At 69.1% G+C, this 22,786-nt stretch carries 21 protein-coding genes and 2 pseudogenes; 18 read left to right on the top strand and 5 right to left on the bottom strand.

Features of this window, described 5'->3' with window-relative positions; genetic code table 11:
- Nucleotides 1–57 precede the first annotated feature (57 nt).
- On the top strand, nucleotides 58–1,632 hold the full coding sequence (locus Sco07f_RS25945) for an MFS transporter (protein ID WP_108989482.1): 1,575 nt from the start codon (nucleotides 58–60) through the stop codon (nucleotides 1,630–1,632).
- Here the strand turns inward: Sco07f_RS25945 and Sco07f_RS25940 are convergent.
- The 3 genes from Sco07f_RS25940 to Sco07f_RS25930 form a co-directional block, all read right to left on the bottom strand.
- Complete coding sequence (locus Sco07f_RS25940; RefSeq protein WP_108989349.1) at nucleotides 1,604–2,755, bottom strand: RNA polymerase sigma factor; 1,152 nt, start codon at nucleotides 2,753–2,755, stop codon at nucleotides 1,604–1,606. The two genes, Sco07f_RS25945 and Sco07f_RS25940, sit on opposite strands and share 29 nt — an antisense overlap.
- A 67-nt stretch (nucleotides 2,756–2,822) precedes the next feature.
- Nucleotides 2,823–3,230: a YciI family protein gene (locus Sco07f_RS25935; RefSeq protein ID WP_108989348.1), complete on the bottom strand. Its 408-nt coding sequence runs from the start codon at nucleotides 3,228–3,230 to the stop codon at nucleotides 2,823–2,825.
- A 94-nt stretch (nucleotides 3,231–3,324) separates the two neighbouring features.
- Complete coding sequence (locus tag Sco07f_RS25930) at nucleotides 3,325–3,927, bottom strand: TetR/AcrR family transcriptional regulator (protein WP_108989347.1); 603 nt, start codon at nucleotides 3,925–3,927, stop codon at nucleotides 3,325–3,327.
- A 127-nt stretch (nucleotides 3,928–4,054) separates the two neighbouring features.
- On the opposite strand from Sco07f_RS25930, the gene Sco07f_RS25925 reads away from it, so the two are divergent.
- The 9 genes and pseudogenes from Sco07f_RS25925 to Sco07f_RS25885 all read left to right on the top strand — a co-directional run bounded on the left by Sco07f_RS25925 (nucleotide 4,055) and on the right by Sco07f_RS25885 (nucleotide 12,849).
- Nucleotides 4,055–4,621 carry a hypothetical protein gene (locus tag Sco07f_RS25925; protein ID WP_174855411.1) on the top strand — a complete coding sequence of 189 codons (567 nt, stop codon included), beginning with the start codon at nucleotides 4,055–4,057 and terminating at the stop codon, nucleotides 4,619–4,621.
- 217 nt (nucleotides 4,622–4,838) lie between these two features.
- Nucleotides 4,839–5,642, top strand: a pseudogene (locus Sco07f_RS25920) (MBL fold metallo-hydrolase).
- A 135-nt stretch (nucleotides 5,643–5,777) separates the two neighbouring features.
- Nucleotides 5,778–7,400, top strand: coding sequence for an oxidoreductase (locus tag Sco07f_RS25915; RefSeq protein ID WP_108989346.1), 1,623 nt, complete (start codon nucleotides 5,778–5,780; stop codon nucleotides 7,398–7,400).
- Between the two features lie 56 nt (nucleotides 7,401–7,456).
- Complete coding sequence (locus Sco07f_RS25910) at nucleotides 7,457–8,014, top strand: GIY-YIG nuclease family protein (protein WP_108989345.1); 558 nt, start codon at nucleotides 7,457–7,459, stop codon at nucleotides 8,012–8,014.
- A gap of 34 nt (nucleotides 8,015–8,048) precedes the next feature.
- Entirely contained in the window at nucleotides 8,049–8,228 is a 180-nt protein-coding gene (locus Sco07f_RS25905) for a hypothetical protein (protein WP_007388769.1), read from the top strand.
- A gap of 169 nt (nucleotides 8,229–8,397) precedes the next feature.
- Nucleotides 8,398–9,951 carry an alpha/beta hydrolase gene (locus Sco07f_RS25900; protein ID WP_108989344.1) on the top strand — a complete coding sequence of 518 codons (1,554 nt, stop codon included), beginning with the start codon at nucleotides 8,398–8,400 and terminating at the stop codon, nucleotides 9,949–9,951.
- Between the two features lie 238 nt (nucleotides 9,952–10,189).
- A complete protein-coding gene (locus Sco07f_RS40800) occupies nucleotides 10,190–10,978 on the top strand; it encodes a hypothetical protein (protein ID WP_239109376.1) in 789 nt (262 codons plus the stop codon).
- Between the two features lie 27 nt (nucleotides 10,979–11,005).
- Nucleotides 11,006–12,160 (top strand): sensor histidine kinase, encoded by a 1,155-nt coding sequence (locus Sco07f_RS25890; protein ID WP_108989481.1) that lies wholly within the window; start codon nucleotides 11,006–11,008, stop codon nucleotides 12,158–12,160.
- Nucleotides 12,157–12,849, top strand: coding sequence for a response regulator (locus Sco07f_RS25885; RefSeq protein WP_108989342.1), 693 nt, complete (start codon nucleotides 12,157–12,159; stop codon nucleotides 12,847–12,849). Before Sco07f_RS25890 ends, Sco07f_RS25885 begins: the two co-directional genes overlap by 4 nt.
- 495 nt (nucleotides 12,850–13,344) lie before the next feature.
- On the opposite strand, the gene Sco07f_RS25875 is transcribed toward Sco07f_RS25885, so the two are convergent.
- Nucleotides 13,345–14,100: a GntR family transcriptional regulator gene (locus Sco07f_RS25875; protein WP_108989341.1), complete on the bottom strand. Its 756-nt coding sequence runs from the start codon at nucleotides 14,098–14,100 to the stop codon at nucleotides 13,345–13,347.
- Between the two features lie 79 nt (nucleotides 14,101–14,179).
- Here Sco07f_RS25875 and Sco07f_RS40795 point away from each other — a divergent pair, with 79 nt between their 5' ends.
- The 4 genes from Sco07f_RS40795 (at nucleotide 14,180) to Sco07f_RS25845 (ending at nucleotide 16,242) form a co-directional block, all read left to right on the top strand.
- The gene (locus Sco07f_RS40795; RefSeq protein WP_108989340.1) at nucleotides 14,180–14,458 is read left to right on the top strand and encodes a hypothetical protein; all 279 of its coding nucleotides are present in this window, start codon (nucleotides 14,180–14,182) and stop codon (nucleotides 14,456–14,458) included.
- Between the two features lie 523 nt (nucleotides 14,459–14,981).
- The gene (locus tag Sco07f_RS25855) at nucleotides 14,982–15,206 is read left to right on the top strand and encodes a hypothetical protein (RefSeq protein WP_108989337.1); all 225 of its coding nucleotides are present in this window, start codon (nucleotides 14,982–14,984) and stop codon (nucleotides 15,204–15,206) included.
- 8 nt (nucleotides 15,207–15,214) lie between these two features.
- Nucleotides 15,215–15,946, top strand: a complete 732-nt coding sequence (locus Sco07f_RS25850; protein WP_108989479.1) for a GntR family transcriptional regulator — start codon at nucleotides 15,215–15,217, stop codon at nucleotides 15,944–15,946.
- The gene (locus Sco07f_RS25845; protein WP_108989336.1) at nucleotides 15,943–16,242 is read left to right on the top strand and encodes a hypothetical protein; all 300 of its coding nucleotides are present in this window, start codon (nucleotides 15,943–15,945) and stop codon (nucleotides 16,240–16,242) included. The genes Sco07f_RS25850 and Sco07f_RS25845 overlap by 4 nt, the downstream gene beginning before the upstream one ends.
- 418 nt (nucleotides 16,243–16,660) lie before the next feature.
- On the opposite strand, the gene Sco07f_RS25840 is transcribed toward Sco07f_RS25845, so the two are convergent.
- On the bottom strand, nucleotides 16,661–16,843 hold the full coding sequence (locus Sco07f_RS25840; RefSeq protein WP_159106988.1) for a hypothetical protein: 183 nt from the start codon (nucleotides 16,841–16,843) through the stop codon (nucleotides 16,661–16,663).
- Nucleotides 16,844–17,068: 225 nt separating this feature from the next.
- Here Sco07f_RS25840 and Sco07f_RS39825 point away from each other — a divergent pair, with 225 nt between their 5' ends.
- The 4 genes and pseudogenes from Sco07f_RS39825 (at nucleotide 17,069) to Sco07f_RS39815 (ending at nucleotide 22,582) form a co-directional block, all read left to right on the top strand.
- Nucleotides 17,069–18,082, top strand: coding sequence for a hypothetical protein (locus Sco07f_RS39825; RefSeq protein ID WP_159106987.1), 1,014 nt, complete (start codon nucleotides 17,069–17,071; stop codon nucleotides 18,080–18,082).
- Nucleotides 18,083–18,875: 793 nt separating this feature from the next.
- Nucleotides 18,876–19,853, top strand: a complete 978-nt coding sequence (locus Sco07f_RS39820; RefSeq protein WP_159106986.1) for a hypothetical protein — start codon at nucleotides 18,876–18,878, stop codon at nucleotides 19,851–19,853.
- 253 nt (nucleotides 19,854–20,106) lie between these two features.
- Nucleotides 20,107–20,876 (top strand): annotated as a pseudogene (locus Sco07f_RS25835) (transposase family protein).
- A 389-nt stretch (nucleotides 20,877–21,265) separates the two neighbouring features.
- A complete protein-coding gene (locus Sco07f_RS39815; RefSeq protein ID WP_159106985.1) occupies nucleotides 21,266–22,582 on the top strand; it encodes a MarR family winged helix-turn-helix transcriptional regulator in 1,317 nt (438 codons plus the stop codon).
- The last annotated feature ends 204 nt before the right edge of the window (nucleotides 22,583–22,786 follow it).

Below are 22,786 nucleotides of genomic sequence, written 5' to 3'. Positions count from 1 at the left end.
CGGGACCCGAGCACGCCGGGTGGCCGCCCTCCCTCCCAGTCGCTGGCCCTCGCCGCCATGATGTTCGCGGTGGCGATGACGTTCATCGACCAGACGATCGTCTCGATCGCCGCCCCCGACATCGTCTCGGAACTGGGCCTGTCGGCCTCCGGCATGCAGTGGGTGATCAACGCCTACCTGCTGGCCCTGGCCGCCTTCTTCGCCCTGGGCGGCCGCCTCGCCGACCTGTGGGGCCCACGCCGCGTGGTCGTCGTCGGCACCCTGGTCTTCGTCCTCGCCTCGGTCCTGTGCGGCTGCGTGCCCTCCGGCGACTACGCGCTGACCTGGCTCATCGTCTTCCGCGCCGTCCAGGGCCTGGGCGCCGCGCTGCTCTTCCCGGCCGCGCTCGCCGTGGTCGTCGCGGTGTTCCCGGTCGGGCGCCGGGGCCGCGCGCTCGCCCTCTTCTTCGGCCTCACCGGCGCCCTGACCGCCGTGGGCCCGCTGCTCGGCGGCTGGCTGACCGCGTGGACCTGGCGGTCGATCTTCTGGGTCAACGTCCCCGTGGCGATCGCGGCACTGGTCCTGACCGCGCTGGCCGGCATCCCCGACCGCCGGCGCGAGGAGCCGCTGGACGTGAAGGGCGCCCTGCTGATCGTCGCCGGCATGGGACTGAGCGTGCTCGGCTTCCAGCAGTCGGCGACCTGGGGCTGGGACAACGCGGCGACCTGGGCCTGCATCGCGGGCGGCCTCGCCGTCCTCCACGTCTTCTGCCGCCGCGAACTGCGCACCCGCCACCCCCTGGTCAACCTCGCGGTCTTCCGCGACCGCGCGTTCGCCGTGGACGCGCTGGTGCTCTTCTTCGCCATGCTGGCGTTCGTCCCGCTGTTCTTCTTCGCCTCGGTCTACGCCCAGGTCTCGCTCAGCGCCTCGCCCAACCAGGCCGCCCTGTACCTGCTGTACTTCTTCGCCGGATTCGCCCTCGCCTCCCAGTGGGGCGGCCGCATCCTCGACAGGCGGGGCGCCCGGCCGGCGCTGCGGATCGGCTGCGCCCTGGGCGCCGTCGGCTTCGCGCTGTGGGCCGGCAAGCTCACCGACCTGTCCATGCACGACCAGTGGCCCTACGCCGCCCTCGCCGGCGCGGGCATCGGCTTCGTCCTCGCCCCCGCGTCGACGGACGCCGTCAACCGCTCGATCGGCTCCTCCTACGGCGAGGTCACCGGCATCACCCAGACCGTCCGCAACTACGCCGCCAGCGTCGGCCTGGCCGTCTTCGGCACCCTGCTGACGCACTCCATGACCGACCGGGTCGAGGAGACCCTGAGCACCCGCGGAGTACCGCCCGACGCCCAGCGCCCCATGGCCCGGGACGTCACCGAGGCGATCACCGGCAACGCGGACACCCGCACCCCGACGGGCGACGGCCCGACGCAGACCGCCATGCGGGACGCGATGCCCGCGATCCGCCTCGACTTCGCCGAGGCCAACCAGTGGGTCTTCTACGGCATGTCCGTCGCCCTCGCGATCGGCTACTTCTGCGCGCTGCGCCACCCGGGCGGCCGGGCGGAGGACGTGCACACGCCTCCCGACGAGACCGGTGCCCGCGCGGCGACCGCGCCCGGGCCGGTCACCGGTCCTCACGACGCCGGGAGTTGAGGCGGGCGGCCTGCCGCGTCAGATGGTCGCGCTCGGCGAGGTCGGGCGCCTTGTGGGCCGCCTCGGCGTACAGCCGTGCGGCCGTGTCCACATCGCCGTCGCGCTCGTGCAGGTACGCCGCCACCGCCGCGTAACGCGGCAGCGCCCCGTCCAGCCCGGCGAGCGCCGCCAGCCCGGCGCGCGGGCCGTCGGCCTCCCCGACGGCGACCGCCCGGTTGAGCCGGACCACCGGGTTGCCGGTCAGCCGCGCCAGCTCGTCGTACCACTCCACGATCTGCACCCAGTCGGTCTCCCCGGCGGTGGGCGCGTCGGCGTGCAGGGCGGCGATCGCGGCCTGGGCCTGGAACTCGCCCAGCCGGTCCCGGGCGAGCGCCGCCTGAAGGATCTCCACCCCCTCGGCGATCGACGCGGTGTCCCAACGGCCGCGGTCCTGCTCGGCGAGCGGCACCAGGCTGCCGTCGGGCGCCGTCCGGGCCGCGCGCCGGGCGTGGTGGAGCAGCATCAGCGCGAGCAGCCCCGCCACCTCGGGATGGTCGACGGAGGCCGCGAGCTGCCGGGTGAGCCGGATGGCCTCGGCGGCCAGGTCGACGTCACCGGAGTAGCCCTCGTTGAAGACCAGGTAGAGCACGCGCAGCACGGTGGCGACATCGCCGGGCCGGTCGAACCGGACACCGGCGACGGTGCGCTTGGCCCGGCTGATCCGCTGCGCCATCGTCGCCTCGGGCACCAGGTACGCCCGCGCGATCTGCCGGGTGGTCAGCCCGCCGACGGCGCGCAGGGTGAGCGCGACCGCGGAGGACGGGGTCAGCGAGGGATGCGCGCACAGGAAGTACAGCTGGAGCGTGTCGTCCGCGTCCGGTGCCGGTCCGGGCGCGGGCTCCTCCTCGACGCGGTCCTCGCGCCGCCGGCGGGCGGTGTCGGCGCGGGCCGCGTCGAGGAACCGCCGCCAGGCCACGGTGACGAGCCATCCCTTCGGGTCCCGCGGCGGGTCGGCCGGCCAGCCGCGGACCGCCTCGACCAGCGCGTCCTGGACCGCGTCCTCGGCCGCCGCGAAGTCGGCCCCGCGGCGGACGAGGACGGTCAGCACGCCGGGGGTGAGGCTCCGGATCAGGGCCTCGTCCATCGGAGCCCTGTCCGGTGGAGCCTCGTCCACCGAATCCCCGTCCGCCGGAGCCGCGTCCATCGGGAGGTCACTCCGTGACGGTCGGGTGCGCGCCCATGAACGGACGCAGCTCCAGCCACTCGTGGATCGGCCTCCCGCCCGCGCCCGGGGCGGCGGACAGCTCCCCGGCCAGCTCGACGGCGCGCTCGTAGTCGTCGACGTCGATCACCATCCAGCCGGCGATGAGGTCCTTGGTCTCGGCGAACGGCCCGTCGGTGACCGGCGGCCGCCCCTCACCGTCGTACCGCACCCATGTCCCCTCGGGGGCGAGTGCCTGCCCGTCGACGAACTCGCCGGTCTTCTCGAGCCGGGCCGCGAAGTCGTTCATGTACTGGATGTGCGCCGAGACCTCGTCCGGCGTCCACTGGTCCATCGGCACGTCGTTGGCCGGTGCCGGGGCGCCTCGGTAGTGCTTGAGCAGCAGGTACTTGGCCATGATGCGTCGTCTCCTCGGTGCTGATGCGGCCCATTGTGGCCGCCTTCACCCCTGGGACGGAGCCGGACGCGCGTTCTCGACACGGCGGGAGGGGTCAGGCGGAAGATTTTTCCGAGACGTCTCTCAGGACACCCTCCACGCCGTGCAGGAATGTCTCGGAGATCAGCTCGGGGTCGAAGAGGCACCCGGCCGCCATCGCGCCGTCCCGCAGCATGACCAGGTGCCGTCCGGCGGCGTCCACGGGTGCCCGGCCCTCGCCCACCCGCGCCAACAGCCCGGTGACGGTGTCCAGGAACCACTGCCGGTGGGCCAGCACCGCCCGGTGCACGGGGTGCTCCGGGTCCGGGTACTCGGCGACGGCGTTCAGGAAGGCGCAGCCGCGGAAACCCGGGGACCGGATCCCGTCGACGATGGACCGCGCGACGGCCCGGACCTGCCCGGCGGCCGAGGGCGTACCGCTCACGGCCGCGGCCACCTGCGCCCGGATCCCCCGGTCGGCCTGGTCGAGGTAGGCGAGGATCAGGTCCTCCTTGCCCGAGAAGTGCCGGTACAGCGTGGCCCGCGTGACCTGCGCCTCCGCGGTGATCCGGTCGATGCCGACGGAGTGGATGCCCTCCGAGTAGAAGATCTTCGTGGCGGTGCCGAGCAGCCGGGCTCGCGCTTCGGAGGGGGGACGGGTTTCCGCGCTCGGACTCATGGGACCACCGTATCAAGGTGGCGAGGTAGAACGTTCGGTCTTGACAAGGGGTGGCGGGAGGCCCTTGACTGCACGACAAGACCGAACGTTCTACCTCGCTCTCTCTCCTTCACCGAAAGGCACTCCCGTGGACACCGCACCCCCGATCGCCGCCGCCCCGCCCGCCGGCGTCCCCGTCACCCTGCGCAAGCTGTACTTCGTCCGCTTCGCGTTCGCCGCCGTATGGGCCGCCCTGCTCTTCGCCACCGCCGACACACTGGGCCCGCTCAGCACCACGCTCCTGCTGGTCTATCCGCTGTTCGACGTCGGCGCCGCGATCGTCGACGTCCGGTCGGCGCGGGCGAACGGCGGCCCGGCCGGCCCCCTGTACGCGAACATCGCGATCAGCTCCCTGACGGTCCTCGCCCTCGCCCTCGCCGCCACCTCGGGCATCCCGGCCGTCCTGCGCGTCTGGGGCGCGTGGGCCGTCACCGCGGGCATCGTCCAGCTCGTCGCGGGTGCCGTCCGCCGCCGGCTGGGCGGTCAGTGGCCGATGATCGTCAGCGGCGCCATCTCGACACTCGCCGGCATCTCGTTCGTCACGCGGGCGGGCGCCGACGACCCGTCGCTGGGCAGCCTCGCGGGCTACGCCTTCCTCGGCGGCGTCTTCTTCCTGGCCTCGGCGGTCCGCCTGACCCGGGGGCGGTCCGCCTGACCCGGGAGACGTGCGATCCGGCCCGACCGGAAGTGTGACTCCGGGCCCTGCGAGCACCCGTGGCAGTACCCGGGGGAGTCGCGAGCGACGGAAGGAGCCGGCCGTGCCGCACCACTCACCCACCCCGCCGGTGCCGGGGAAGCCGCCGGAACCCGGGAACCCGCCGGAGCCGGGGAACCCGCCGACGCCGGGGAAGCCGCCCAAGGGCGTCGCGGACATCCAGTTCATCGGCAACGCGACCCTGCTGATCCGCTACGGCGACCTGACCCTCCTGACGGACCCCAACTTCCTCCACCGCGGCCAGCGGGCCCACCTCGGCTACGGGCTGGTCTCGCGCCGGGTCACCGAGCCGGCCCTCGACGTGACGGAACTGCCGCACGGGGACCTGGACGCCGTGGTCCTCTCCCACCTCCACGGCGACCACTTTGACCGGGTGGCCCGCCGCGGCCTGGACCGCGGTCTGCCGTTCATCACCACCCCGCACGGCTCCCGCCTCCTGAAGGGCCTGTACGGCTTCCGCCGCGCCGCCGGCCTGCACACCTGGCAGCGGTACACCGTGTACCGCGGCGACTCCACCGTCCGCGTCACCGCGCTCCCCGGCCGCCATGCGCCCGGCTCCGCCCGCTTCCTGCTGCCGCCGGTGATGGGCAGCCTGCTGTAGTTCGGCGACCGGACGGGCGAGACCCGCCTCGTCCTCTACCTCTCCGGCGACACCCTGATGTACGACGGCCTGCGCGAGATCGCCGTACGGCACCCGGACATCCACCTGGCCGTCCTGCACCTCGGCGGCACGACCCTGCCCGGCGGTCTCGTGGTCACCATGGACGCCGAGCAGGGCGCCGGCCTGCTCGACCTGCTCCGCCCGCGCCAGGCGCTGCCCGTCCACTACAACGACTACACGGTCTTCCGCTTCCCCTTGGAGGACTTCCTCACGGAGGCCGGCCGCAGGGGCCACACCTCCCGCCTGCTGCGGTGCGCACCGGGCGAGCACGTGACGGTGGGCGCGCAGGCGAGGGCCTGAGGGGGCGGACGAGGGCCTGACGGGGCGGGCGAGGGCCTGACGGGGCGGATGAGTGTCTGACGGGACCGGCGAGGCGGCGGAAGGGAGAAAAGGGGGCTTGCCCGGCGGGCAGCGGCCCCAGGAAGATCGTCACTCGTGCGCCTCAACGAACTCAACGCCCACGAACGCCGGTTGTGGGACGCCTACCCGCAAGGCCGCCCCGTCGAAGTTCCGGGCGCCCCGGGTGCGTCGAACGCCCCGGGCGCCCCGCACGACCCGGCGGCACCGGACCGAACGATCCGGTCCGAAGTCGTCGCGGCCCTGCTGCTGGGCGCCAACGACGCGGGCGGGCCGGGCGACCGCCCCGCACTCCGGCTGACCGGTGCGCGGATCACGGGCCTCCTGGACCTCCGGTTCACGGAGATCACGGCACCGGTCGTCCTGACCGACTGCCGCTTCGACGAGGCACCGCTGCTGAAAGGCGCCCGGACCCGGGAACTGGCCATGACGGGCTGCACCCTGCCCGGACTCGTGGCGGACACGGCACAGATCGACGCGAGACTGACCCTCACCCACTGCCGCCTCACGGGTCCCCTGGTCCTCTCCCGCACCCAGATCAACGGAGACCTGGACCTGCGCCACACGAAGATCTCCTTCCCCGACGGCGAGGCGATATCGGCGGTCCACGCCCAGGTGGGAGGCGACGCACTGTGCACCGGCCTGGCCGTGGAGGGGACGTTCCGGCTGTCCGGCGCGGCCGTGGACGGCGAGTTCGACCTGGAGGGCGTCTCGCTCCACGCCCCCGGCCGCCACGCCCTGGACGCCTACCACGTGCGCGTCACCGAGGACTTCACCTGCCACCCCGGCTTCAGCGCGGAGGGCCGGCTCATCCTCTCCGGCGCCACGGTCGGGGCGGCCATCGGCTTCTGCGGCGCCCGGCTGAGCAACACCGGTGACGTCGCCCTGGAGGCGGTGGACGTCACCGTCGCCCGCAACTTCGACCTGGGCCTCGGTCTCACGGTCGACGGCGCCGTGAAACTCGACGGCACCCGCGTCGGCACGGAACTCAGCTTCCGCGACGCCGAACTGACCCACCCGGGCGGCACCGCCCTGTCCCTGCGGGCGGTCCAGGCCCGGGAGACGGACCTGCGCACCCGGCGCCCGGTCGACGGAACGGTGGACGCCCGCGGCGCCCACCTAGGCACGCTCCACGACGACCGGGACACCTGGCCCGCCGACCTCCGCCTGACCGACACGACGTACGACACGCTGGCCACCCCCCTGCCGGCCACCGACCGCATCCGCTGGATCCGCCGCTCACCCGGCGGCTACCTCCCCCAGCCCTACGAGCAACTGGCGGCGGCCTACCGGCGTCTCGGCCACGACGACGAGGCCCGCACGGTCCTGCTGGCCAAACAACGCCACCGCCGCGCCGGCCTCCCCGCCCACACCCGCCTCTGGGGCCACGTCCAGGACGCCGCCGTCGGCTACGGCTACCGCCCCCTCCGCGCCGGCCTCTGGCTCCTGGCCCTACTGGCCGGCGGCGCCCTCTACTTCGCCCTGCACACCCCGGACCCCCTCGACCCCGGCAAGGCACCCCCGTTCAACGCCGTCTTCTACACCCTCGACCTCCTCGTCCCCATCGTCACCTTCGGCCAGGAACCCGCCTTCGCCCCCCGGGGCCCCGGCCAGTGGCTCTCGTACACCCTGATCGCATCCGGCTGGATCCTGGCGACGACGGTGACGGCGGGGGTGTCGCGGGCGCTGAGCAGGCAGTGAGACCTGATCCGAAGAAGACCTCCGTAAGCCTCCACCCGCGCCCGTATCCTGCGGCCATGTCGGAGCAAACAGCCGTACGACCGACCGGCGAAGCCCTGTTCACCTCACCGCGGTCACTGTCCGAGGCCGCGGCCGCCCTGCCGAGGACCGCCGGGCTGTACGCCTGGTGGGCCCCGCCCAGCGTGCTCCCCTCCTTCCCGGGACCGGTGAACCCCGCGGATCCCGGGCGCCGGCTGCTGTACCTCGGCAAGGCCACCCGCCTGCGCAGCCGGATCACGTCCAACCACTTGCGACACTCCGGCAGTTCCACGCTGCGACGCACACTGGCGGGCCTGCTCATGCCCACGGAGGGCTACCGGACGGTGCGGACGGACCGGGTGGTCCTCGTCCCGGAGGACGAGGAACGTCTCACCGCATGGATGCACGAGCACCTGACCCTCACGTGGGCCGAACACCCCGACCCGCTCCCGGTGGAACGCGAGTTGATCTCCCGGCTGAACCCCCCGCTCAACGTCGACGGCGCGAGCGCGGGCGCCGCACTCGACGCCGTGAGGAAGGCCCGTGCCCGGTACCACGAAAGCGCGGGGCCTCACCCGGGGCGAGCACCCAGGTGACTTTCACGCCCTCGCGTGCTCTCCTGACCCGGAGATGGACGACGACAGCGAATACCAGCAAGCAGCCCGGCGAGCCGCCCGAGCGACCCGGCGCGCCTGGTCGACCATCGCCTGGACCACCGGAGCACTCGGCTGCACGCTGATCACCGTCGCCCTCCTCTGCACGGCCGCGGCCGTTGCCTGCCTCTACGTCGTAGTGACGAGCCACTACTGACCACCGACGGCATGACCCCGTGAACGCCGGGCGTCGGCCGTGCTGTCGGAGGCGGCTTGTAGCCTGCACGCATTCGACGATCGGACGGTCGGACGATCACGGGTACGGGTACGGGTACGGGCGTGCGGGCACGGGGCGGGCGTCCAGGGGCGGGAGCGCGGGGATTTCGATGAGTGGCGCACATCCGACGAAAAGCAGCAGACCGGGCCTCTCGGCCGGTGCACTCGTCGTCGCGGGGGTCCTCCTCGCCGCGATCGGCGCCGTCGGCGCCTGGCTCCAGCACGACGCTCCCGGCCGGAGTGCGCAACCGCGTACGGAGCTCACCGCGAGCAACCCGCCCGCCGGTCTGCCCACCGCGCTCACCACCGGCCAGCACCTCCGCTGGTCCCGCTGCACCTCGCCGCCCACCGCGCGCACCGGCTACGACTGCGCCACCATGAAGGCCCCCCTCGACTACCGGAAGCCGGACGGCAGGACGATCGACGTCGCCCTGATCCGCCGCAAGGCCACCGGCCCGAACGCCCGGCGCATCGGCTCGCTCGTTCTCAACTTCGGCGGCCCCGGCGTGTCCGGCGTGAGCGGACTGCCCGAACGCCTCAAGCAGTACGAGCCGCTCCTCGACCGCTACGACCTGGTCTCCTTCGACCCGCGCGGCGTCGGCGCGACCATCCCCGTGCGCTGCGGGAAGACCGCGGACGACACCGGCTACGCCGGGGCCGACGCCTGCGCCGAGCACTCCGGGGCGATCCTCCCGTTCATCGGCACCTCGCACACCGCGCGCGACCTCGACCTGATGCGCTACCTCCTCGGCGACGAACGGCTGCACTACTTCGGCGTCTCGTACGGAACGGCGCTCGGCGCGGTCTACGCCCACCTGTACCCGTCGCACGTCGGACGGCTCGTCCTGGAAGCGCCCGTCGATCCGACCGAGGACCTCAGCGAGCAGCAGGTGTCGCAGGTCAAGGCGGTCCAGGCGGCGTTCGACCGGTTCGCTGCGCACTGCGCGGCCCGTATCCGCCACTGCCCGACCGGCGACGGGCCCGAGGAGGCCGAGCGGCGCATGGCGGGCTTGGCCGACCGCCTGAAGAAGAAGCCCGCCCCGGCCGGCGCCGGAAGGAACCTCGACGCCGACGACCTCGCGCACGCCGTCGGCGACCACCTCGTCCGCGGCACGGACGGCTGGGAGCCGCTCGCCAAGGCCCTCACCGCGCTGATCGACGACAACGACGGCCGTCCGCTGAGCAAGGGCGCGGACGACACCGGCTCCGCCGACCGGGCGGCGACCCCGCGCGACAACAGCCGCGTCGCCCGGACCGCGATCACCTGCGCGGACTCCAGCCTGCGCCCCGGCTTCGAACGCCTCGACCGGGACGAGGCCCGCGTCAAGGCCGCCTCGCCCGTCTTCGGCGAGGCCTGGTCCGCCGGCGTCTACCTCTGCTACGACTGGCCGTTCGACGGCGAGCGCGCCACGCTCCAGGTGAACGCCGAAGGCGCTGCCCCCGTCCTGGTGGTCGGCGGCACCGGCGACCCGACCACCCCCTACCCCGGCGCCCGCCACATGGCCCGCGCCCTGGGCGACGGCGTCGGGGTCCTCCTGACCGCCGAGGAGGAGGGCCACGGCACCTATCCGCAGAACCGCTGCGTCACGAAGGCGGTCGACACATACCTCCGCACGGGCCGCACCCCGGCCGCGGGGACGGTGTGCCGGGGAAGCACGTCCTGAGCCCCGTACGGATCCGCCGGGCGGCTCAGCGACACCGCGGACGTTGGCAACGCCCCCTGACGCAGGGACAGGTGTCGCTGATGTCAGCGACGCCGCCGCTCGGGAGCACGGCACGCACACGCGCCGGACCGGAGCAGGTGCCTGTTCGGTGACCCGAAGGGTCATACCCAGGTCTGACCCCGCGGTTCAGCTCATGGTCCGACGCCCTGCGGGGGACGGCGAAGGCATCGTCGTCAGCATGACGAACCCGACGACGTCCATGGCCGCCCCGGTCACAACGATCGGCGCCCGCCTGCGTGGCGCGCTGCCTGTGGAGCGGTGGGAGGCCACCGGCTTCCCCGGACGTTGGGTGGGCGGCACCGCCATGGTGCTCGGCCCACTCCTGATGCTGACCGGCGCGTTGCTGCGGGCCCGCTTCCACTTCTTCTACCCCGACCAACTCGCCGCGTACGAGCGGCACCCCACCCTGATGGCCACCGCATACGGCCTCTTCGCGGCGGGCAGCCTGCTGCTCTGGCCCGCAGTGGCGGTGTTGGCCGCACGGATCGGGGTGCGGAGCGCCGGCTGGGGCCTGTGGGGCGGGGTTCTGGTGATGCTCGGACTGTTCGCGCGCACCTTCCACGCGGGGGTGGACCATCTGGCCTTTCAGCTGGTGCGTTCCCAGGGGGTCGGGCCCGCCACCGAAGCGGTCTCTGCCGGCTACGGGGCCTTCCACGTCTTCGCCACGCTGAACCTCGCCATCCTCGCCGGGTGGATCGTCCTTGCCCTCGGCGCCTGGCGCACCCGGGTGCTCGGCCCGGCCCGCGCCGCCGCACTCGGTCTCACCGCGGCACTGCCCCTCGGAGTACTCAAGGGGACCACCCCGCTGTCACTGGTGGCCCTGGCCGGACTGTGCGCCGCACTGGTGCCGCTGGGCTTGACCCTGCTGTGTGCGGCGCCCCGCCCCAGCCGGGCAGCGGTGCTCCGCTGGATGCCGCTGATCCTGGTGACGCTTGGGTTGATGGTGCTGCTGGGACAGGCCGGTTGAGTGCACATGTCCAAGTACGGTCGGACGATGAAGCCCAAGCGGCAGCGCCATCTCCACGCCCTCGACCTCGGCGCGGCGCTGGCCCTGACCGCCGTGTACATCGGCTTCGCCCGGCTGACCGCCGACGACGGCCAGCCCGTCTACACAGGCCCGTTCTGGCTCGGCTGTCTGATCGCGGCCATGGTCGGCCTGCCGGTCGCCGTACGCCGCCGATGGCCGCTCGCGGTCCTGGTGGCCGTACTGGCCGCCCTGGCCACGGCATCGCTCCTCGACATCCCCCGTGAGCCGTACGCCGCCGCCGGGCTCGCGGCCTATCTCGTCGGACTGGCCGAGCCCGCCCGCCGGTCCGTGCCCGCGCTCGCGGTGACGCTGCCGGTGGCGTGCGGTGCTGTCTACCTCGGGGAAGCGGTGGTCACTCCCGCCGAGGACTGGCGTGGCGCCGTAGGGGTGGCCGGGCTCGTACTCCTGGTGATCGGCGGGGCCTGGGGCATGGGGTTCACCGTGCGCGGCCGCCGGGCCGAGGCCGCCCGGGAACAGCGGCGCCGGTCGGAGCGCGCACTGGACGAGGAACGTCTGCGGATCGCCCGCGAGCTGCACGACATCGTCTCGCACAACCTCAGCCTGATCGCCGTCAAGGCGGGCGTCGCCGGGCATGTGGCGGAGGCCGACCCGCGGGAGGCACGGGCCGCCCTCAAGGTCATCGAGGAGACGAGTCGTTCCGCGCTGGCCGACATGCGGCGCACGCTCGGTGTGCTGCGCACCCAGGGCGCGCCCCTGGGACCCGCACCGGATCTCGACCGACTCGACCTGCTGGCCGAGGAGGCACGCCGGGCAGGGGTGGACGTCGATCTGACGGTGCGCGCCGTGGAGGGCCTGGCCGAGGGGACACAGTTGACCATCTACCGGATCGTCCAGGAGGCCCTCACCAACGTGGTCCGGCACGCAGCCCCGACCCGCTGCCGGGTGACGGTGGAGGTGGAAGGGCGAGAGGTCCGCATCGACATCACGGACGAGGGGAAACCGTCCGCACCAAGACCGGCGGCCCACGGACTTTCGGGCGGGCACGGCCTTCTGGGGATGCGGGAGCGGGCGATGATGTACGGCGGCAGCTTCGAGGCGGGCCCCCGGCCGGAGGGCGGCTTCGCCGTGTCCGTCCGCCTGCCGGCCGAAGGGAACCAATGACCACGACCGTCGTGCCCCCCGTCCGGGTGTTGATCGCTGACGACCAGGCAATGGTGCGCGGCAGCTTCCGGGTCCTCGTCGATCACACTCCCGGTATGACGGCCGTGGGCGAGGCCGCGAACGGAGTGGAGGCCGTCGAACTCGCCCGCCGCGAACGGCCGGACGTCGTGCTGATGGACATACGCATGCCGGACCTCGACGGCATCGAGGCGACCCGGCAGATCTGCACGGACCCGGCCCTGTCCGGCGTCCGCGTCCTCATCCTCACCACCTTCGACCTGGACGAGTACGTCTACGCCGCCCTGCGCGCCGGCGCCGCGGGCTTCCTGCTCAAGGACACCCCGCCGCCCGAGGTCCTCACCGCCATCCGCGTCGTCGCAGCGGGCGAGGCGCTGCTCGCCCCCTCGGTGACCCGCCGCCTGATCGCGGAGTTCGCCCGCCGCCCAGAGCCTGCGCGCCCGCCCGTCCGCTCACTGGACGGAATCACCGACCGGGAGTTGGAGGTGCTCGGCCTGATCGCGCGAGGTCTGTCCAACACGGAGATCACCGAACACCTCCACCTGAGCCTGGCCACGGTCAAGACCCACATCGGACGCTTGCTCACCAAGCTGCGTGCGCGCGACCGCGCCCAGCTCGTCATCGTCGCCTACGAGACCGGGCTGGTGGGCGCCCGCCGACCTGGAGCGTGAGGGGCCGGGACGGGGGGCTCTCACCAAGGCCCCGAGACGGTCGGTCGATCATGTCGTCGTACCCGCGTCGGGTCGGCCTGCAAAACCCGGAGGCCCTGCCGTCAACTAGGACGACAGGGCCTCTGACCAGGTGTTTCTCTGTGCCCCCGGCAGGATTCGAACCTGCGACACCCGCTTTAGGAGTTCGATCTACGCCCGCCCCTGGGACCATCGGCGGCTGGTCCGACGGTCGTCCGGGGGCGCTGCTGTATGCCGCCGTCCGGCCTCGTTGATGTCAGCGAAACAGCTCCGGGACTAAACAGACCTCCAATGCCTCCTCCGGCCGATCCGCCCACTGCCACCAGGTATGCCGGTCGATGCACTGCCACAGAGACCGGCAGGCCCTCCGGCCGTCGTCGTCTTGCTTGGACAGCACAAGACCGCCGGACTTCAGTGGCTGGCTGCACTCGGGACAGAGCTGGGCGTCGTCGGCCATACGGCGTACCCAAGGCTGGGCTAGCGGTTGATCGGGATCTCGTAGACGATCTCGCAGTGAGCCGCGGGCACCACGACGTCCGCCGTTTCGACGGGCCGGCCTTCGTTGCTGTAGTACGTCCGTCGGATGTGTGTGACCAGCGCGGCCTTCTGGATGCCGAGTAGCGACGCCTCCTCGGCGGTCGCCTGCCTGGGCTCCGGCTGCTCCACAGCATGGCTGATGGTGATGCCGATCGCGGCCATGCGGTTCACGACGCCCGCGCCTGCGTGCGGTCCTCCCTCGGGGAGCACGACGAGAGTCCCGGCGGTGAGGTCGTACGGTTCCCAACTGGTCGAGAGCTGCACGGGCCTGCCGTCGGCCAGGAACTCGTACGCGGTCCGGACGCACAGCTCGCCCTCGCCGATCCCAAGCCGGGCGGCGATTTCCGCCGGGGCCGGCACCTTGGCGTCGGTCCTGCTCTCCCAGTCGCCCTGCCTGCCGACGGCCTTCATGTCCGCCCGGAAGGGCGACCCTTCGGGCTGCTCGCGCGCGGACGACCGCACCACGCGCACGCGTTGCCGGGGCTCGGCGACGTAGGTGCCCGAACCGGCTCGGCCTTCCAAGACGCCTTGGGAGATCAGCAGCTCCTGAGCCCTGCGGACGACGTTCTCGCCTACGCCGTACTCCTGGCCGATCTGCGCGCGGGAGGGAAGCCGGTCCCCCGGTTCCCACACGTGCTCCGCGATCCGCTGCCGTAGCTCGTCGGCGATGCGGAGATAGGGCGGCTGCTCAGGCATATGGAAAATCTAGTCCACTAGCTCTAATCTAGTTAACTAGCTTCACTCAAAGTGATCGCCGAGTGACGGAGGCTTCCCTGTGCCCGCTTCGCGAGTGAGCGCGGAGGCCATCGCCGCCCGGTTATCGGCGGTCGGGCTCACCACGCGTGTGGAGGAGCACGACCGGTGCATGTCGGTGGAGGCGGAGGTGCCGGAATCGCTCTCCGCCGAGTCATGGCGGGAGGTCCTGGAAATCCTGGCGGAGGCCGATCGATTCGGGCTCCACGCCACCAGCTTGAACGGCCGCACCCTTTGGGCGGTCGTACGCAAAGCGGCCCCCACGACGGGCGATGTCGGGGGACCGAGCTATCAGCGATAGGAGCTGAGCAGCGTGCTCAACCGTATCCGTCGTGCCGTCTCGCTCGCCAGAGCGCGGTACTTCCCCAAGGGCAGGCACCGCCGAGCCTTAACGCCGTCCCGAACGGCTGTGGCGACGCCTCCCGCGCTCGCCGTAGAACCGCCGGCCGTCCCGGGCTGGATGCCGGACACCGCTGACCGCCTTCACCTGCTCCTGGGCGAGGACAACGTGCTCGTCCGTCCGTACGTGTTGGCCTGGGAGCGCCAGCGTGTACTCCAGCGTTCCGTGGTCGTGGCGCCGCGACTGTCGGCGGAGGCCTTCTCGGCTTTGGCAGGTGTTCGCTGATGCCGAGTCGTCAACGCCTCCACGCTTCGGAAACCGCGGCTGCTGCCTACCTGTCGACCGCATGCCGGGTCGGCACCCACACAGCCTGCGCGGAAGCGTCGCCATCCCTTGCACCGGTCGACCTGCCGGTGATCTACGAGGCTTGCGTCTGCTCCTGCCACCCTGCGCCGGACCACTGCACGCGACCGGCGGTGAAGCGGTGAGCAATTGGGTTCCGGGGGGTGCGCTGGCATCCAACGTCGAGATCACGGCGGCCACCGTTCTGCGGGGCGACATCATCCAAGTTGGTGGTCGGGCCTGCCGGGTGAGCGACCTCTTCCAGCTTCCCCAGGGCGCGAAGCAACTCCTGTTCGAGTCGGGAGAGCTGCTGACCATAAACGGGCGAACCCGGCTCGTCGCCGTGCGGATGACGAGAAGGCGGTGACCCAGCCCATGACGTCACGCCGCCTCGTCGTCGCTGACGACCTGAGACGCCAGATCACGACCGGCCGAATCGGACCCGGTGAACGGCTCCCGTCCGAGTCCGACCTGGCCGACCGGTACAAGGTCAGCACGGCCACACTGCGAAGCGCTCTGGCCGTACTCCAGGGAGAAGGCCTCGTCGAGAAGATCCACGGCAAGGGCAACTTCGTCCGCCGCCCGCTGCGCAAGGTCACGTACGTCGGTGGATGGGGCACGCTGGATCCTCGGACTGCCGCAGACGTGGGCCTGCGCGTGACGGTCCGAACTACGGTGCTGCCCGCGCGGGGCCACCTGACAGCGCTGCTGAAGGTGGACGACGGAAGCCCACTGACCGAATTCCTCAGACTCAGCTACGAGGGAGAGTCCCCGCACAGCCTGGCCCGCGTCTACGTACCGCGAGACCTAACACCGACTACGGCGCGCAGCAACCGGTCCTCACGGGCGTGGGCGGAGGCCAGTTTCTGTGTGCCGGACCCGCCGCCGGCCGAGGTGCACGAGATGGTGTCCGCCCGTCTCCCAACGCCGGATGAGGCGTCGACCCTGCGGATCAACACAGCCTTGGCCGTTCTCGCGATCACCCGCGTTGCGGCAGACAACACCGGGCGAGTCATTGAGGCGGCACTACTGGTGTTCCCTGGGGATCGTGTCGACGCCGTCTTCAGCACCCACCACGTGATCGAAGAAAGGCGGGCGCACAGATGACGCCGCAGAACGAACTACGACTCCTCCCGTGGTCGGGCCCGGACGGTAAGCCCTGCTACCTGAGCACCGATGACAGCGGCGGCTACATGTCCCGCCTGGCGGACAACATCGAAGCGGTACAGCTCGGGATGGCAACCGATCTTCTGGAACGGGCCGCGGGAGTCCTCGGCGACCAGGACGCCGGCCGCGATGACCTGCGGCTCATGCTGACCGAAGTGACCCGAGCCCTACGAGACGTGGTCCGCCTGGCAACCAGCCGCGGTCATCTCCTGGCGGTGAGCGAACTCCAGTCCTAAAGGGCATGGTCAAGGCGGCGTCCCTGAGGTGGCCCTCCTGTCAGTGCTCAGAAGCCCGTCTACTGATCACCGGCTCCGCTGGCCAGCGGGACTGAAGAAGCCCACGGTTCTGACCAGTTCAGATGCCGTGGGCGTCTGTCGCTGCCGGTCAGTGTCGGGTGACCGTGGACGGCCGGGACGGCCCACGATCCGCCCTCGGCTTCCACCAGCCAAAAAGGAAGAGACCTCTTCGTCCCGAAGCAACTTGGGCGGGGGCGCTGCCTTGGGCTGGCCCGCTCCTCAGCAGCGCTGATGGTCCATGAGCGTCCGGGCCTGTTCTCCGGCGTGCGTCGGCGTTGTCACGCAGTTAGACACTCACGGACGGCAGAGCTGAACAACCCATGCGCGCTTGGCATGCAGCGTCCGCGACGTCTCTCTGTCACAACAGTCCGTTTCGGCGGAGCTCGCGCTGGTGTCGGAGCGCATCATCATGACCGTCCTTCTGTCGACGCTCCTCCGCACGAGCCTCGGCCTCCTCCGGGTCCAACTCGTCATCGTCGTAGTACGAGGGATTGGCGGGGTCTCCGCCGTTCAGGTTGTAAGCAACGATCCACTCGCTCATGGCCTTCCCCCAGGTGTGCATCCTTGTCCAACGGTGGCTCCCCCTCGGCCCGGCTGGCTCTGAGCGGCCCGTGAAGAGCACCTCTAACAGTCTGAGACTGGAAGGTCCCCAGCAGGGCAGAAACGCGGCATCTCGTCAGTTCCTCTTACTGACAGTCGCCACGGCAACGGCTCCGGAGGCACATCTTCGTTGAAGGCTGGCGACGACTGCTGGCATGGTTGGGCCATGGCTGATGGGACCTTCTACTCCGACCGTATAGGGCGCGGCAAACCGCGCGTCGCCGAGGAGATCTCGCACGCGACGTGGCGAGGCCTTGTAGCTTTGATCCGCCGATACATCGGCGATGGCTATCTCGCACGAGCCTTTCCTGCTTACGACTGCTCGGACGATCGTACTGGACATAGCGTAATTACCGGTGTAAACGAGCAGGCTTTCCTTGATTCTCTAACCGCACACGTTCCCGATCTCGTCTCCTGCGCAATGGAGTGCACCGGTGATGATGATCTATTCGGAATGGAGATTCGCAGTAGCGTAAATCCTTTCCGCATGACGGACCTTCTAGCGACCGGTTGGGTGCCAGATACTGCCACTGCACTAGACGTAGTTGAGTTCATTTCTCACCATATTGAAGATCCGACTCACCGTTCGCTGCACCCATGGAATGGCGAGCACCATCATTACTCCTTCAGTGATCGCTCTCGCGGCCGATCCAAAGGGCAAGGCGAGTTCCAGAGCAGTGTAAATTTTCTCTTCGCCAGGAACGGAATAGCTTTCACGCTAGACGATGATCTGCAGGTCCGGAGAATCGCACCGCCGGAAGCACGAAGCGTGATCTCCGAATTCCGGCCAGAGACCGAAGACCCCGAGCTGAATGCCAAACTGACTGATGCGATGGTCCGCTTTACTTCGAGGCGCCCGGAACATCGGCGCGATGCGGTTGAAAAACTATGGGATGGATTCGAACGACTGAAGACCCTGGAGTTTGGTGCGAGCAAGGATAAAAAGACATCGGTTAGTGAGCTTCTGGACAGATCATCCTTTGGCTCTGCGCCGTACCGTGATGAACTTGAGGCGGAGTTTAGAAGATTGACGGATATCGGCAACAAGTTCGGTATCAGGCACCATGAGCACAGTCAAATTGCCATACCCAACGACGCTGCTGTGGATTACCTGTTCGTGCGACTTGCCTCAGTAATTGCGTATGTTCTGCGAGCGACTGGGCGCATGGCGACTGGCTAATTCCACGACGAGCTCCTCAACAAGCCGCGGAGGCTGGCCCGCGATCACGGGGTCTGAGCCCTCAACCTGGGAAGCTTGTGTCCTCTGGCGGAAGTTGCTGCACTGACCTGAGGCGAAGTGGCAAAGCGGCCTGCCTGACCGCCGGCTTGGCCCCCGCCATTTCCCGTCGTTCCCCGCACGATCTGGCACGCACCTGGCACGGCCTCGGTCGGTTGTGGCCGCGTGGTCGTTGACCAAGTGCTTAGAAGATGCGGGCATGCCCTGGTGGTGCGGGCCAATGGCACCCTGCTGCGACCATGCCCGGCTGCCCAGCTGCCGTCCGCCGTCGTTGCCGTCACTGCCGTGGGTCCACCAGTCGATCGTTCGGGGTCGCCGCCCAGGCGCACGGACGGACGATCAACCGCCGGGAGGGGCGTCGCAATCGGCCTTGCAGCTGTTGTCGGGCAACATGCCGCTCTGGAGTACGGCTCCCTTGATGCGGAACGCCGGCGGCTCGGGATGCGCGACACCTGCCGTACGGACGCTGTGGCGGCGTAGCCGCTGGCGCCCCTGATCGTCACTCTGGGCTACCTCGGATAGCGGAGCACGAACGCGCTGTGCGCGACTATCGGCACGGTGCTGGGCGTTGTCGCCGCCATCGTCGGGCTGTTCTTCAAGGCATCGCCACGTACTCAACGCTGCCGTCACTGCCGTGGGCCGCAGCGTGAGCGAGCACCGCCGTGACGGGGAACCGGCAACGCCGCACGCGCGTCTGCACGGTAGTGGGAGGCTCATTACAGTTAGGGAGGCGCGAGTGAAGCGAGCATTGGTGGGGCTCACAGGACCGGTTTGTTACGACTACAAGAATCACCTGAATATTCCATCAGGTGCATTCCCTAATCCGGTTTTAGAGAACGTCACCGGCCTGGTTCTCTCTTACGATGAGATTTGGTTTATCTGTAGGGAGCTATGCCCGAGTGATCTCCAGAATGAACACTTCATTAAGTTCATCGAGGATGAGCCACTCCTCATGGAGCGCGCCAGCGTCGCGCTGGAGCAATTCACGCATATGGCGCATGGGATCCCCGAAGGCGAGATGATTCGGCGGGATAGAATCGCTAACAGAGGAATGCATCGGGCGATAGAACGTATCACCCAAGCGGTTCCATTTGAGTTCACGCCCGATCACCACAGTCAACAGCTCGCCACCTTCCGCCTCTCCGGGCGGGCGTTTAACGCTTCCGGACTGCGCTTCGAAAACGTAGTTGCAGATATTGGCATTGCAGCAGCGCTGGATTTCAACATTGACGTGATCTTCAACAGCTACGCGTCAGGAGCGGCAGGGTTAATTCAAGAAAACCCTCGAGTGGGGGATCGACTAGTCTTGGCGGAGCAAATCACCGGCATCCATACTTTGGATCATCTAGGCCCGCAGGGGGCTTTCCATGAGAGTATTAATGATCTCCGATCTCACGAACGCATCGCCGAGTTCCGCAACTTGCTCGCGGAAACCGACGTTGAGGGCAAAGACCTCAAAGCCCTAGCGGCAGAAGTGGCAGCGCAGGCTGATCGGCATGCGCGCGACGTTCTTGATCGCTTCATCAAGGGTAAGGGTAAGTTGAGAACTTATGGCGTCCCCACGGCAGTTGCGATTCTGAACCAGATTATCCCAGGCGCAGGAGCGGCCTTTGGTGGACTATTCAGTGCTAAGGACTGGCTAGACGATCGAGAGGTCAAGAAGCGCGTCAGCTGGGCTCCATTCGTCCTTGATGCGCGCAACCCTCGCGCGTGATCTAGGTCCGACAGAATCAATCCAGCGCGCCGAGCGCGGCGTCTGGTCGGCACGTACGCGCCGTCACTCCTGCGGCGCGGGCCACCCACGACTGATCCCCTGGCAGTCGCGCGTGACTATTTCCTAGCCATACGGCAACCACCGACATGGCTGTAGCACGGCGGCCTCGGCGGGTGGACCAGATCGCGTCCTTAGACTTTCCGGGAGGCCTAAAGGGTGTTGCAGAAGGCCGTGATCTGGGCATATCCGTTGCATGGCTGGGGTGTTGAGGGCCGAGCGGGTGTGGGTGGAGACGTTCACGGGGCTGCGGACGGACCAGTTCGGTCGGCTGCTGAAAGCAGTCCGGGAACGCGGTGGCGAGGGATGTGGCTGGGGTCGTCCGTGGCGGCTTCCGCTGGCCGAGCGGGTGCTGGGGTGGCCGTGTACTACCGCACGAACCTCACCATGCGGCAACTCGCCCCGCTGTTCGGCATCTCGCCCGCGACCGTGTGCCGGGTGATCCAGCGGCTCGGCCCGCTGCTTGCACTCGAGCCGGCCCGGTCTCCCGCCGATGCCACCGACCGGCTGTGGATTGTCGACGGCACCCTCGTCCCGGTCCGCGACCGCACGGTCGGAGCGTCCTCCCGTAACTACCGGTTCTCGGCGAACGTGCAGGTCATCGTGGACGCCGAGACCCGGCTGGTGGTGGCGACCGCCCGGCCGGTGCCCGGCAACACCGCGGACGCGAAAGCCTGGCGGGACTCCGGCCTGGCCCAGCACTGCGAAGGCGTGACGGTCCTCGGCGACGGCGCCTACATCAACACCGGCCTGATCGTCCCGCACCGCAAACGCCCCGGACGGCCCCTGCTGAAGGGCGAGGAGGAGGACAATGCGCAGCATCGCAAGGTCCGCGCCCGCGTCGAGCACACCTTCTCCCGCATGAAGAACTACAAGATCCTCCGCGACTGCCGGCAACGCGGCGACGGCCTCCACCACGCCGTCCAGGCCGTCGCGCGCATGCACAACCTCGCCCTCGCCGCATGACCGCACAGGCCCGGACACCCGCTCCGGCCTGCCTGATCACGGCTTTCTGCAACACCCTTTAGCCAGTCGGGGCGGTTCGCCGCGACAGAGTCGTCCACACCTACGGACCTGTGTGCTGGCTGGCTCAGCGCAGCCACAACTGATCAACGGCGGCCGTGACCTGCGGCCACCTGATGGATCAACGCCGTGGCCTGCTGCTGAACTGTCGGCAGCTGTCGACGTTGGTCACCATTGAGCGCCCTTCCACGGCCCGGAGACGGCCCCAGGGAGGGCGCTCGTGTCTATCGCGCGCGGCCACGTTCTCCGGTCCACTAGCCAATCGGTTTGCCCCTCAACTCCGGTAGGCACCGCATAGAATGGGGCCCCGGTCCGCGCGAGAGGAGCGCCCGTTGGACTTCTGGCTCAGCCTGGGCTTCAAAGGTAATCCGTACGTCGTGAAGCCCCTCCCGGGCAGCGAAGATGGACGGGAGCTCCTCGTCGGGCGAGACGTAGAACTTCGTGCGCTTCTGCGTCGGATCCGGGAAAGCGACATGCATGTTGTTCTGGAAGGCCCAAACGGCGTAGGTAAGACCAGTCTCGTATCGGTCGCCACATGGGTTGCGAGCGAGGATTTCACGCGAGGACGAAGCCAACAGCTATATCTGCCCTTACCTGAACCCCTTCAGGTCAAAGAGGATGCGGAAGAGTTCGTTAGTTCCTGCTACTTCGGCATTGCGCGAGCTTTTCTTGAGCATGAGAAGACGCTAAAGAACGCCGGACGTTCGGTGCCTCGCACTAAAGATCTCAACCTTTGGCTGAACTCACCCGTCCTCAGGGCCCGCGGCGGTGGGTTCAGTAGCCCCTTCGGGGGGCTCACTGGATCGGCTGGAATTGCTGCTAATACGTCTCAGGGATATACTCAGGCAGGATTTAGATCGGCGGTCAAGAGGTGGCTCGGCGATGCTTTTCCTGACGGCTCTGGGGGCTTTGTAGGGCTCATTGACAACCTGGAGCTCATCGACGTCTCCAGCGAAGCTCAACGTGTCATGGAGGAGATCCGGGATCCAGTCCTGCAGCTGCCTGGTACGCGCTGGGTTATCTGCGGGGCTCGTGGGATTGCACGCAGTGTGGCTGCGACGCCTCGGATGAACGGCGTCCTGTCTGATCCTATCGATATCTCTCCCGTTCCAGACTCCTACATTCCGCAGCTCATCGAGGCCCGACTTCGACACTACAGTGTTGGCGACTCCGCTTCTGCGCCAGTCTCTGCGAAAGCCTTCGAGCACATCTACGAAGTGAGCCACCAGAATCTACGGGACTCATTGAGCTATTCCCAGGACTTTTCGTTCGGCCTGGAGCCGGAATTTTTCCTTGAAAGTGCACCTGACGAAATTGAGTCAGCTGCGAGAGAGTGGCTAGCCAGTTTGGCGATGAAATACGAACGGGATATTCGCCTTCAGCCGCGAATGTGGCGATTGCTCGACGATCTCGCCGGTATCGGTGGGGCATGTTCCCCGGGTGATCACCAAGACCTTGGCTTCAATGACCGCACGCACATGCGCAAAAATGTCGTGGATCTCGAACGGTTCGGACTGGTCACAAGTAGTCGGGAAGAATCAGACCAGCGTCGTCGTTCGATCGAAATGACTTCTAAGGGTTGGCTGGTCTATTTCTCACGCTCACGCGGTCTAGCCAACCCCACGATTCCCGGCCTTCTGCCCGACTAGAGAGGTCGCCGTGGAGCCGACCGTCCCAGCCACAGAGGGTGTCTCCCCGCTTCATGCCCGCAGCCGCCGAGCGCGCCGCCGGGCGCGGCCAGCCGGGGCGAAGACAGGAGGCGGGCCGCGCCGTAGAGGCGGCGCGCGCCCGCGCCGTGCGCGGGCCTTGATGAAGTAGGGAAAGTCTTATCCCGCTGGGACTCGACACTGTTT

It is taken from the genome of Streptomyces coelicoflavus, assembly GCF_003112555.1.
GTDB lineage: Bacteria > Actinomycetota > Actinomycetes > Streptomycetales > Streptomycetaceae > Streptomyces > Streptomyces coelicoflavus.
This window is presented reverse-complemented; position numbering and strand designations above follow the sequence as displayed.